Source organism: uncultured Metabacillus sp., assembly GCF_947503125.1.
GTDB lineage: Bacteria > Bacillota > Bacilli > Bacillales > Bacillaceae > Metabacillus.
Genome location: NZ_CANNCR010000026.1, coordinates 22813 through 36169, shown reverse-complemented (window position 1 = coordinate 36169; position 13357 = coordinate 22813). Strand labels below are relative to the sequence as shown.

General features: G+C 40.0%; 8 protein-coding genes. All 8 read right to left on the bottom strand.

The window, feature by feature from the left end; genetic code table 11:
- Positions 1–31: 31 nt before the first annotated feature.
- Positions 32–340: a 30S ribosomal protein S10 gene (gene rpsJ, locus Q1B07_RS16295; RefSeq protein ID WP_066330427.1), complete on the bottom strand. Its 309-nt coding sequence runs from the start codon at positions 338–340 to the stop codon at positions 32–34.
- Between the two features lie 569 nt (positions 341–909).
- Positions 910–2100: an elongation factor Tu gene (gene tuf / locus Q1B07_RS16290; protein WP_299092123.1), complete on the bottom strand. Its 1191-nt coding sequence runs from the start codon at positions 2098–2100 to the stop codon at positions 910–912.
- 114 nt (positions 2101–2214) lie between these two features.
- Positions 2215–4293: an elongation factor G gene (gene fusA / locus Q1B07_RS16285; RefSeq protein ID WP_299092124.1), complete on the bottom strand. Its 2079-nt coding sequence runs from the start codon at positions 4291–4293 to the stop codon at positions 2215–2217.
- A 52-nt stretch (positions 4294–4345) separates the two neighbouring features.
- Positions 4346–4816 carry a 30S ribosomal protein S7 gene (gene rpsG, locus Q1B07_RS16280; RefSeq protein ID WP_299092125.1) on the bottom strand — a complete coding sequence of 157 codons (471 nt, stop codon included), beginning with the start codon at positions 4814–4816 and terminating at the stop codon, positions 4346–4348.
- Positions 4817–4863: 47 nt separating this feature from the next.
- A complete protein-coding gene (gene rpsL / locus Q1B07_RS16275; RefSeq protein WP_299092127.1) occupies positions 4864–5286 on the bottom strand; it encodes a 30S ribosomal protein S12 in 423 nt (140 codons plus the stop codon).
- 106 nt (positions 5287–5392) lie between these two features.
- Complete coding sequence (locus Q1B07_RS16270; protein ID WP_299092129.1) at positions 5393–5641, bottom strand: 50S ribosomal protein L7ae-like protein; 249 nt, start codon at positions 5639–5641, stop codon at positions 5393–5395.
- 190 nt (positions 5642–5831) lie between these two features.
- Positions 5832–9431, bottom strand: coding sequence for a DNA-directed RNA polymerase subunit beta' (gene rpoC, locus Q1B07_RS16265; protein WP_299092131.1), 3600 nt, complete (start codon positions 9429–9431; stop codon positions 5832–5834).
- Between the two features lie 188 nt (positions 9432–9619).
- The gene (gene rpoB / locus Q1B07_RS16260; protein ID WP_299092133.1) at positions 9620–13198 is read right to left on the bottom strand and encodes a DNA-directed RNA polymerase subunit beta; all 3579 of its coding nucleotides are present in this window, start codon (positions 13196–13198) and stop codon (positions 9620–9622) included.
- Between the last annotated feature and the right edge of the window lie 159 nt (positions 13199–13357).

The window sequence follows — 13357 nt, the reverse complement described above, 5'->3', positions numbered from 1 at the left end:
CTCCTATTAGATTCAATATTTATTTTAATGATTAAAGTTTGATTTCAATGTCAACACCAGATGGTAAATCTAAACGCATTAATGCATCAACTGTTTGTGGTGTTGGGTTGATGATATCAATTAAACGCTTATGAGTACGCATTTCGAACTGCTCACGAGAATCTTTATACTTATGAACCGCACGAAGGATTGTGTATACTGATCTTTCAGTTGGTAATGGAATCGGACCAGATACATTTGCACCAGAACGTTTTGCAGTTTCTACAATTTTCTCAGCAGATTGATCAAGAATTCTATGATCATAAGCTTTTAAACGAATACGAATCTTTTGTTTTGCCATTATTTTCCCTCCTTTTCGCCTATTTTCAAAATAGACATTTTCTCCGCAAGAATTTTCCCTACACACGCCATGGCAAAGCGGCCGTGTGTATCGGCAACCTCCTGCTTCATCGCAGTCAAAGACCAGCATTGTCTATTATATAAAAAAATCGTGACAGATGCAAGATATATTTAAAAATATCGCTAGTAATCTTGCGCACTTTCACTATTATACATAGATTGAATATGAATATCAAGATTGTCCGCAGTGGTTTAATTTTCTAATCACGTAGTTTCTCTTGAAAAAATAATATCAAACTCATTTTCTTTGTAAAATCATAAGATCTTTGTCTCTTATAGAAAAAAAGCGCAAGCGCCTTGAACAGCCTAGGGCAAATAAGACGCTCAAGAATAGAAGGCGTTCTTTGCCTTCTATTCTTGAGTGGCTAGACCCTAGAGGGGCTAGGCGCTGGAGCTAGACACTAAAACTAAGTACAAAAAGTTATACTTAAACTTTTAAATACTTTATTGTATAGAAAAAGACGAGCAATGAATGCTCGCCTTTTTTATATCTTCTATTATATAGAAAGATTATTCTTGGATAGAAGCAACAACGCCTGCGCCTACAGTACGTCCACCTTCACGGATTGAGAACTTAGTTCCTTCTTCAATCGCGATTGGAGCGATAAGTTCAACAGACATTTCAACGTTATCCCCAGGCATAACCATTTCTACGCCTTCAGGAAGTTGACAGATACCAGTTACGTCAGTTGTACGGAAGTAGAACTGAGGACGGTAGTTAGAGAAGAATGGAGTGTGACGTCCACCCTCTTCTTTTGATAAAACGTAAACTTCTGCTTTAAATTTAGTGTGTGGAGTGATTGTACCTGGTTTAGCAAGTACTTGTCCACGTTGTACTTCATCACGAGAAACCCCACGAAGAAGTGCACCGATATTATCTCCAGCTTCAGCATAATCAAGAAGCTTACGGAACATTTCAACACCTGTTACAGTAGTTGATTTTGGCTCTTCAGTTAAACCGATGATGTCGATTACGTCACCAACTTTAACTTGTCCACGCTCAACACGACCAGTAGCAACTGTTCCACGACCAGTGATTGAGAATACGTCCTCAACAGGCATCATGAATGGTTTGTCAGTGTCACGTTCTGGAGTTGGGATGTACTCATCAACAGCATTCATAAGTTCAACGATTTTTTCTTCCCACTCAGCATCTCCTTCAAGAGCTTTAAGAGCAGAACCTTTGATTACTGGTACATCATCACCAGGGAATTCATATTCAGAAAGAAGGTCACGAACTTCCATTTCAACTAGTTCTAATAACTCTTCGTCATCAACCATGTCACATTTGTTTAAGAATACAACTAGGTATGGAACACCTACTTGACGAGATAAAAGGATGTGCTCACGAGTTTGAGGCATTGGGCCGTCAGCTGCAGATACAACTAGGATACCGCCATCCATTTGAGCAGCACCAGTGATCATGTTTTTAACATAGTCAGCGTGTCCTGGGCAGTCAACGTGTGCATAGTGACGAGTTTCAGTTTCATACTCAACGTGTGCAGTTGAGATTGTGATTCCACGCTCGCGCTCTTCTGGAGCAGCGTCGATTTGATCGTAAGCCATAGCCGCACCTTTACCACTGCGTTTAGCAAGAACAGTAGTGATAGCAGCTGTTAATGTAGTTTTACCATGGTCAACGTGACCAATTGTACCGATATTAGCATGCGTTTTGGAACGGTCGAATTTTTCTTTAGCCATTCTAAAAATCCTCCTTAGAGTTTTATTATTTTAGGATATATGTAACAGAAAGTGATAACATCACTCTCTGTTCTCACATAAGTAGTTATACTTCATTAAAGGGGTAAAAATCAATTACTCACCTTTATTTTTTTTGATAATTTCTTCAGATACTGATTTTGGCACTTCTTCATAATGGTCAAAGTGCATTGTAAACACACCGCGACCTTGAGTACTTGAACGTAATGCAGTAGCATAACCGAACATTTCAGAAAGTGGAATCATTGCACGAACAACTTGTGCATTACCACGAGCTTCCATACCTTCAACACGTCCACGACGAGCTGTTACTTGGCCCATGATATCACCCATGTATTCTTCTGGAACAACAACTTCAACTTTCATGACAGGTTCTAGAATAACTGGATTACATTTTGATACCGCATTTTTAAGAGCTAATGAAGCAGCTACTTTAAATGCCATTTCACTTGAGTCAACATCGTGGTAAGAACCATCTACTAATGCAGCTTTTACATCAACTAATGGATATCCAGCTAGTACACCGTTTTGCATTGCATCTTCAAGACCAGCTTGAACTGCAGGTACATATTCACGAGGTACTACCCCACCAACGATTTTATTTTCAAACTCAAAGCCTTTACCTTCTTCATTTGGTTCGAACTCGATCCAAACGTGTCCGAATTGTCCGCGACCACCTGATTGACGTGCAAATTTACCTTCAACTTTTGCACCTGAACGGAATGTTTCACGGTAAGCAACTTGAGGAGCACCAACATTTGCTTCAACTTTGAATTCACGTTTCATACGATCTACAAGAATATCTAAGTGAAGCTCACCCATACCTGCAATAATTGTTTGACCAGTTTCTGGATCAGTATGAGCTCTGAATGTAGGATCTTCTTCTTGAAGCTTTTGTAAAGCAGTTGTCATTTTATCTTGGTCTGCTTTTGATTTTGGTTCAACTGAAAGCTGGATAACTGGCTCTGGGAATTCCATAGACTCAAGGATTACAAGGTTTTTGTCATCACATAGAGTATCACCAGTTGTCGTATCTTTCAAACCTACAGCAGCTGCGATATCTCCAGCATAAACTTGTGAAATTTCTTCACGGCTGTTTGCGTGCATTTGCAGGATACGACCAACACGCTCACGTTTACCTTTTGTTGAGTTTTGAACGTATGATCCAGAACTCAATGTACCAGAGTAAACACGGAAGAATGTTAATTTACCAACGTAAGGATCAGTCATTACTTTAAATGCTAAAGCAGCGAATGGGCCCTCATCGCTAGATTCGCGAGTTACTTCTTCATCTGTATCAGGAACAGTACCTTTGATTGCAGGTACATCCAATGGAGATGGAAGATAATCAATAACAGCATCTAGCATTTTTTGAACACCTTTGTTTTTGAAGGCAGATCCACAAATAACTGGATAGAATTCAACGTTTACTGTACCTTTACGAATAGCTGCTCTTAGCTCTTCGTTTGTGATTTCTTCACCGCCAAGGTACTTTTCCATTAATTCTTCATCAAGTTCAGCTACTGCTTCTACTAAACTTTCACGGTATTCATTTGCTTGATCTTGGTATTCCTCAGGAATTTCTTTCACTTGGATATCAGTTCCTAAGTCATTACCGTAGAATGTTGCATTCATTTCTACTAAGTCAATAATTCCTTCAAATTGATCCTCAGCACCAATTGGTAATTGAATTGGGTGAGCATTCGCTTGAAGACGGTCGTGAAGAGTTTTAACAGAATATAAGAAGTCCGCGCCGATTTTGTCCATTTTGTTTACGAACACAACACGTGGTACTCCATAAGTTGTAGCTTGACGCCAAACTGTTTCTGTTTGTGGCTCAACACCTGATTGCGCATCAAGAACTGCAACAGCACCATCAAGTACACGTAAAGAACGTTCAACTTCAACAGTGAAGTCTACGTGTCCTGGTGTATCAATGATGTTTACACGATGACCTTTCCATTGTGCAGTTGTTGCAGCAGATGTAATCGTAATACCGCGCTCTTGCTCTTGCTCCATCCAGTCCATCTGTGATGCACCTTCGTGAGTTTCACCAATCTTATGAATACGACCAGTGTAATAAAGAACACGCTCAGTTGTCGTAGTTTTACCGGCATCAATGTGTGCCATGATACCGATATTACGAGTGTTTTCTAAGGAGAACTCTCTTGCCATTTAGTAATTTCTCCTTCCTCATGGGAATTTTAGTATAATTAAATTGTATTGATTACCAACGATAGTGTGCAAATGCTTTATTTGCTTCAGCCATTTTGTGAGTATCTTCACGTTTCTTAACAGCTGCACCAGTGTTGTTAGCAGCGTCAAGAATTTCGTTAGCTAAACGCTCTTCCATCGTTTTTTCTCCACGAAGACGTGCGTAGTTTACTAACCAACGAAGACCTAAAGTAGTACGACGATCAGGACGTACTTCTACAGGTACTTGGTAGTTAGCACCACCAACACGGCGAGCTTTAACTTCAAGTACTGGCATGATGTTTTTAAGTGCTTGTTCAAACACTTCCATCGGATCGTTGCCAGTACGTTCTTTGATTAGATCAAACGCATTGTAAAGTACAGATTGTGCTTTACCTCTTTTTCCGTCGATCATAATTCTGTTTACTAAACGTGTAACAAGCTTTGAATTGTAAAGTGGATCTGGTAATACATCTCTTTTTGCTACAGGACCTTTACGTGGCATGTTATGTCCTCCCTTCATTTGTTGATTTTATTTTAATTGTTTTTTGATTATTTTTTTGGAGCTTTTGGACGTTTTGTACCGTATTTAGAACGACCTTGCATACGGCCATCAACACCAGCTGTATCAAGTGCTCCACGCACGATGTGGTAACGTACCCCCGGTAAGTCTTTAACACGTCCTCCACGGATTAGAACAACACTGTGCTCTTGTAGATTGTGACCGATACCAGGAATATAAGCTGTTACTTCAATTCCGTTTGTTAAACGAACACGAGCATATTTACGAAGCGCTGAGTTTGGTTTCTTCGGCGTCATCGTACCTACACGAGTACAAACACCGCGTTTTTGTGGTGATGATACATTCGTTTGCTCTTTTTTGAAGCTATTGTAGCCTTTGTTTAAAGCAGGTGATTTTGATTTCTCAATCTTGCTCACACGGCCTTTACGAACTAATTGGTTAATAGTAGGCATTATCGTTTTCCTCCCCTCACTGTTTAATACCACACATCCAGGTGGTTCATATTTGGGCAAAAACAAAGTTTCTGCAAAATGACTTATCATATCGCAAAAACAGTTTTTACTGGATTATAGCTACAGCAGCAGCTCCAACCTCTATTCCACAAGCTTTACCCAGCTTTTTCATAGATGGCACTTTTGTTAAAGGAACTTTCTGTTGCTCTGCTGCCTGAATAATCTTTTGGATAATTCGAGGATCAGCATCATCAGCAATGACGATCTCTTTAACTTCATGATTTTGTAGAGCTTTAACTGATTGCTTCGTACCAACAATTATTTTTTGTGCCTGTGATACTTTTTCATAAGACATATCCGAATATCCTCCAAAGTAACAGGTTTTAACCCGCGCACCTTGAATATATTATCACTGGAAAGGATGGATGTCAATATCCATTACAAAAAACTTTATACATCTATCTCTAACCAATATTTGTAACGAAGTAATTCTTGATAACAAATAAATAACCAGAGGGGAGAATCCCCCCTGATTGAACTTATTATTAGTCGATTGTAACTACTTCTTCTGTTTGGTTAACCTTTGAAATTGGTTCTGCCTGACGATATCTTGGCATACCAGTACCAGCAGGTACTAACTTACCAATAATAACATTTTCTTTCAGACCCAATAATTCATCTCGTTTACCTTTAATTGCTGCATCAGTTAGAACACGAGTTGTTTCTTGGAATGATGCTGCAGATAAGAAGGAATCTGTTTCAAGTGATGCTTTTGTAATTCCGAGTAATACCGGTCTTCCTGTTGCAGGGCGTTTACCCTCAAGTAACACTTGTTTGTTTGCATCAGTAAATTGATGAATATCAAGCAGTGTTCCTGGTAAAACATCGGTATCGCCAGCATCCATTACTCTTACCTTGCGAAGCATTTGACGAACCATAACCTCTACGTGCTTATCACCAATTTCTACCCCTTGCATACGGTATACTTTTTGAACTTCGCGTAATAAGTATTGTTGTACAGCTTGAAGGTCCTTCACTTTTAACAATTCTTTCGGATCAATAGAACCTTCTGTTAATACTTGGCCGCTCTCGATTTTATCACCTTGAGTCACTTTTAAACGTGCATTATATGGAGCCGTATAGGATCTTGTTTCAACTTCACCTTGAATCACAATTTCCTGCTGTTTATCACGAACTTCGTTAATTTCAGCTACAACACCATCGATTTCTGAGATAAGTGCCTGACCTTTAGGATTTCTCGCTTCAAATAGCTCTTGAATACGAGGCAAACCTTGAGTGATATCATCTCCGGCAACCCCTCCTGTATGGAAGGTACGCATTGTTAACTGGGTACCAGGCTCACCGATTGATTGAGCAGCGATAATTCCGACTGCTTCACCCACTTCAACTTCGCTTCCAGTTGCAAGATTTCGTCCATAACATTTTTTACATACACCATGTCTAGTGTTACATGTAAACGCGGAACGAATCCAAACTGCCTCAATACCAGCTTCAATAATCTCAACGGCAATATCTTCAGTAATTAATTCATTTTCATCTACGATCACTTTGCCTGTTTCAGGATGCTTAACTGCTTTGCGGCAATAGCGGCCGATTAAACGTTCATCTAATTTTTCAATGACTTCTGTACCTTCTTTGATTGCCTCAGCACGGATGCCTCGATCTGTTCCACAGTCATCATCACGAATGATAACATCCTGTGCCACATCAACAAGTCGGCGTGTTAAATAACCAGAGTCAGCTGTTTTTAAGGCCGTATCAGCAAGACCTTTACGAGCACCATGTGTTGAAATGAAGTACTCTAATACTGTTAAACCTTCACGGAAACTTGATTTAATTGGTAATTCGATAATACGTCCAGCCGGGTTGGCCATTAGTCCACGCATACCAGCAAGCTGCGTAAAGTTAGATGCGTTACCACGGGCACCAGAGTCACTCATCATAAAGATTGGGTTGCGTTTATCAAGGGATGCCATTAATTTTCCTTGAATTGTATCCTTTGCCGCACTCCAAATCGAAATAACGCGCTCATAGCGCTCGTCTTCGGTAATTAAACCTCTTCTGAATTGTTTTAAAACATTATCAACTTTAGTTTGTGCTTCGCCGATAATCTCTTGTTTTTCTTTTAATACGATAATGTCAGATACACCTACAGTAATACCTGCTTTTGTTGAGTATCTAAAGCCAAGATTTTTAAGGCGATCGAGCATTTTTGATGTTTCAGTAATATGGAATTTCTTGAAAATCTCCGCAATGATCTTTCCAAGAATACCTTTTTTGAATGGTGCTATTTCTTCTTGTGCAGCAATATGCTCTTTCACATTGACATTTGTATCAACAAAATACTTTTCAGGTGTTCTTTCCTCAATGTTTGTTTTTGTCGGTTCATTCATGTATGGGAATGATTCCGGCAAAATTTCATTGAAGATCAACTTACCAACAGTCGTGATAAGGAGCTTTTTGTTTTCTTCCTCAGTGAAAGTTTGATTGTTTAACGCTCTTGCATTTACAGCTATACGTGTATGTAGATGTACATAACCATTTTGATATGCAAGAAGCGCTTCGTTTGTATCTTTAAAGATCATACCTTCACCGATTGCTCCCGCACGTTCCAATGTTAAATAATAGTTTCCTAAAACCATGTCTTGGGATGGAGTAACAACTGGTTTACCATCCTTAGGGTTAAGGATATTTTGAGCTGCAAGCATTAAAATACGTGCTTCCGCTTGTGCTTCCGCTGATAACGGTACGTGTACCGCCATTTGGTCACCGTCAAAGTCTGCATTATACGCTGTACATACTAGCGGGTGCAAACGGATGGCGCGACCTTCCACTAGAGTAGGTTCAAAAGCTTGAATTCCTAGTCTATGAAGAGTTGGGGCACGGTTAAGCAATACTGGGTGTTCTTTAATAACCGATTCTAGAACATCCCATACTTCAGGCTGAACGCGTTCGATTTTACGCTTTGCACTTTTAATGTTATGAGCTAACCCTTTTTCAACAAGCTCTTTCATAACAAAAGGCTTAAATAATTCTAAGGCCATTTCCTTTGGTAGACCGCATTGATACATTTTCAGGTTTGGACCTACTACGATAACAGAACGGCCTGAGTAGTCAACACGTTTACCTAATAGGTTTTGACGGAAACGTCCTTGCTTCCCTTTTAACATATGGGAAAGGGATTTTAATGGGCGGTTACCCGGTCCAGTTACTGGTCGTCCGCGGCGTCCATTATCGATCAACGCATCAACAGCTTCTTGAAGCATACGTTTTTCGTTTTGAACAATGATGCTAGGTGCACCTAAATCTAATAAACGTTTTAGACGGTTGTTACGGTTAATTACACGTCTATACAAGTCGTTTAGGTCAGATGTTGCAAAACGTCCACCGTCAAGCTGTACCATTGGACGAAGCTCAGGCGGTATAACAGGCAGTACGTCAAGAATCATCCATGATGGATCATTTCCAGAGTTACGGAATGCTTCAAGAACTTCTAAACGTTTAATAGCACGTGTTCTGCGTTGTCCTTGAGCTGTTTTTAATTCTTCTTTTAAAGCGTCAACCTCTTTATCTAAATCAATATCTGATAAGAGCTTTTTAATCGCTTCAGCACCCATGGATGCTTGGAACGTATTTCCGTATTTTTCGCGATATGCACGATATTCCTTTTCAGATAAAAGCTGTTTCTTTTCTAATGGGGTATCTCCTGTATCTGTTGTTACATAAGAAGCAAAATAGATCACCTCTTCTAACGCACGAGGAGACATATCTAAAACTAAGCCCATACGGCTAGGGATTCCTTTGAAATACCAAATGTGTGAGACAGGTGCAGCTAATTCGATATGCCCCATTCTCTCACGACGTACTTTTGCGCGAGTGACTTCTACGCCACAACGATCACAAACGACACCTTTATAACGCACTCTTTTGTATTTACCACAATGACATTCCCAGTCCTTGGTCGGACCAAAAATACGTTCACAGAACAGGCCGTCTTTTTCAGGTTTTAATGTACGATAGTTAATTGTTTCAGGCTTCTTAACCTCACCAAAAGACCATGAGCGGATTTTGTCTGGTGAAGCTAAACCGATGCTCATATATTCAAAATTATTTACATCTAACAAGGGGCCTACCTCCCTTTTCGTCTTCAGGTTCTACCCTTTTTTAAAAACAAGAAAGAATATGTTTATCTGAGTAAATGCGCCTTTCAGCCCCAGACCGCAAAGTGCGTACAGTCGAGTTCAGTATTTTAACGATCTTAACCACACTCGTCTAGTCTGAGGCTTTAGCACTGTCACTTGTGTTTTCCTTACTACTCTTTTGCCACTGTGTCTTTTTCTAACTCAACAGCTTCAACTTCTGTATCTATTTGATCATTAATGGAAAGACCTTCTGCTTGTTGTGTATCATCTTCATCATCAAGGTCTCTCATTTCGATCTCTTGCTCATCACTTGAAAGCATTTTGACATCCATACCTAAACTTTGAAGCTCTTTAATTAAAACTTTAAATGATTCTGGAACACCTGGTTCTGGAACATTTTCACCTTTAACGATCGCTTCGTATGTTTTCACACGGCCGACAACATCATCTGATTTAACAGTCAGGATTTCTTGAAGCGTATAGGCAGCACCGTATGCTTCAAGTGCCCAAACCTCCATCTCTCCAAAACGCTGACCGCCAAATTGCGCTTTACCGCCAAGCGGCTGTTGTGTAACAAGTGAGTATGGACCAGTAGAACGTGCATGCAGCTTATCATCAACCATGTGAGCAAGCTTGATCATGTACATGATCCCAACTGATACACGGTTATCGAATGGTTCACCTGTACGGCCATCGTATAAGACGGTTTTAGCGTCACGAGCCATACCTGCTTCTTCTAGTGTATTCCATACATCTTCTTCCCTCGCACCGTCAAATACAGGTGAAGCAACATGGATTCCTAGTTTTCTTGCAGCCATTCCTAAGTGAAGCTCCAATACCTGACCGATATTCATACGTGAAGGTACACCAAGCGGGTTTAACATGATGTCCACTGGTGTGCCATCAGGTAAGTATGGCATATCTTCCTCTGGAAGAATACGTGAGATAACACCCTTGTTACCATGTCGTCCAGCCATTTTATCTCCTTCAGAGATTTTACGTTTCTGAACGATATAAACACGCACTAATTGGTTAACACCTGGTGGTAATTCATCGCCATCTTCACGATTAAATACTTTTACATCAAGGATAATTCCTTCTCCACCATGTGGTACACGTAATGATGTATCACGAACTTCACGCGCTTTTTCTCCAAAGATTGCGTGTAAGAGACGTTCTTCTGCAGTTAGTTCTGTTACCCCTTTAGGCGTTACTTTACCTACAAGAAGGTCTCCGTCTTTTACTTCCGCACCAATTCGGATAATACCGCGTTCATCTAAGTTTCTTAACGCATCTTCACCGACGTTCGGGATGTCGCGTGTAATTTCTTCAGGTCCAAGTTTCGTATCACGAGATTCAGACTCATATTCTTCAATATGAATAGACGTATAAACATCATCTTTTACAAGTCTTTCACTCATGATAATCGCATCTTCATAGTTGTAACCATCCCATGTCATGAAGGCAACCATTACGTTTCTACCTAACGCAAGTTCACCTTTTTCCATTGATGGACCATCCGCTAAAATTTCGCCTTTAACAACTTCATCACCTTCGCGTACAATCGGGCGTTGGTTGTAGCAAGTTCCTTGGTTTGAACGGATGAATTTTAATAAGCTGTATTTATCTAAATTACCTTTTACCTTTTGACCATTAACTTCCTCGTAGCGGCGAACCCAAACATTCTTCGCTTCTACACGCTCAACGATACCAGGATATTTACAGATAACTGCGGCACCTGAGTCTTTACCAGACACATACTCCATTCCTGTACCTACGATTGGAGCTTCTGGATTCATTAATGGTACTGCTTGACGCTGCATGTTCGCACCCATTAAGGCACGGTTAGAGTCATCGTTTTCCAAGAAAGGTATACACGCTGTTGCAGCAGATACAACCTGCTTAGGAGATACATCCATATAATCAATACGGTCTCTGTTTACAACCGTGTTTTCACCACGGAAACGAGCAACGATGTCCGCATCGATAAATGAACCATCATCAGCAAGTCTTGCATTCGCTTGAGCGACAACGTAATTATCTTCCTCGTCAGCAGTCAGATAATCAATACGCGATGTAACCTTACCAGTTTCTGGATCAACCCGGCGATATGGTGTTTCAATAAAGCCGAATCTATTTACCTTCGCATAAGAAGATAATGAGTTAATCAAACCGATGTTCGGACCCTCTGGAGTTTCAATCGGACACATACGGCCATAGTGTGAATAGTGAACGTCACGTACCTCAAAGCCTGCACGTTCACGAGTTAAACCACCAGGTCCAAGTGCTGATAAACGGCGTTTATGAGTTAACTCAGCAAGCGGATTCGTTTGATCCATGAACTGAGATAATTGTGAACTTCCAAAGAACTCTTTAATAGAAGCGATAACAGGACGAATATTGATTAATTGTTGCGGAGTGATCGTATTCGTATCCTGAATAGACATTCTCTCGCGAACAACACGTTCCATTCTTGATAAACCAATTCTAAATTGGTTCTGTAATAACTCACCAACAGAACGCAATCTACGGTTTCCTAGATGATCGATATCGTCTGTGTCTCCTACACCATGTAACAGATTAAAGAAATAGCTGATTGAAGATAAAATATCAGCAACTGTAATATTTTTTACAGCTTCTTCTACATAAGCATTTCCTATTACATTAATAACCTTTTCGCCTTCAGGATCATTTGGTGCATAGATTTTTATCGATTGAAGTGTTACTTCCTCTTCAATGACTCCGCCAGAAGGGCGTTCTGTTTTAAAACCAACACCACTTTCAAGATTCGGAAGAATGCGGTCTAATGTTCTTCTATCAATCATTACACCTTTTTCAGCAATGATCTCGCCTGTTTCAGGATCTACTAATGTTTCTGCTAGTCGTTGGTTGAAAAGACGATTCTTAATATGAAGCTTCTTATTAATCTTGTAACGACCAACACTTGCCAAATCATAGCGTTTAGGATCAAAAAATCTAGAGTCTAATAAACTCTTTGCATTTTCAACTGTTGGCGGTTCACCCGGGCGAAGACGCTCATAGATTTCGAGCAAGGCTTTTTCAGTACTTTCCGTATTATCTTTATCAAGAGTATTACGCAGGTACTCATTTTCACCCAATAAGTCGATGATTTCTTGATCAGAGCCAAACCCAAGAGCACGTAATAAAACCGTTACTGGTAATTTACGCGTACGATCAATACGTACATAAACAACATCTTTCGCATCTGTTTCGTACTCTAACCAAGCTCCACGGTTTGGGATAACTGTTGCTGTAAAGCCTTTTTTACCATTTTTATCGACTTTACCGCTGTAATATACACTTGGTGAACGGACTAACTGAGACACGATAACGCGCTCTGCTCCGTTAATGACAAATGTACCTGTCTCTGTCATGAGAGGGAAATCTCCCATAAAGACATCCTGATCCTTTACTTCACCAGTTTCCTTGTTAATCAACCGCACCTTCACTCGTAATGGCGCAGAATAGGTAACATCGCGCTCCTTTGATTCCTCAACGGAGTACTTAGGGTCTCCTAAGCTATAATCAATAAATTCTAGCGAGAGGTTACCAGTGAAATCCTCAATAGGAGAAATATCTTGGAACATTTCTCTCAAGCCCTCATCAAGAAACCACTGATAGGAAGAGGTTTGAATTTCAATAAGATTTGGTAATTCTAACACTTCACTAATGCGTGCATAACTTCTGCGTTGGCGGTGTCGTCCATACTGAACTAGTTGACCTGTCAACTCATTCACCCCTCAAATCTAGCGTAATAGATCTTGCGTTGTACTGTTATGTATACCTTAAATTTTTTAGACAGACGAATAAGAGAACTCACATAAGATCATTCTCTTAAAAATCAATATCTTAATATACAACCTATAAAATCTGAAAAAACAAAGGAA

Bases quoted from the DNA above. Each gene is read 5' to 3' on its own strand.
- fusA (WP_299092124.1), bottom strand. From the start codon at position 4,293: ATGGCAAGAGAGTTCTCCTTAGAAAACACTCGTAATATCGGTATCATG.
- rpsL (WP_299092127.1), bottom strand. From the start codon at position 5,286: ATGCCTACTATTAACCAATTAGTTCGTAAAGGCCGTGTGAGCAAGATT.
- tuf (WP_299092123.1), bottom strand. From the start codon at position 2,100: ATGGCTAAAGAAAAATTCGACCGTTCCAAAACGCATGCTAATATCGGT.
- rpsG (WP_299092125.1), bottom strand. From the start codon at position 4,816: ATGCCACGTAAAGGTCCTGTAGCAAAAAGAGATGTATTACCAGATCCA.
- Q1B07_RS16270 (WP_299092129.1), bottom strand. From the start codon at position 5,641: ATGTCTTATGAAAAAGTATCACAGGCACAAAAAATAATTGTTGGTACG.
- rpsJ (WP_066330427.1), bottom strand. From the start codon at position 340: ATGGCAAAACAAAAGATTCGTATTCGTTTAAAAGCTTATGATCATAGA.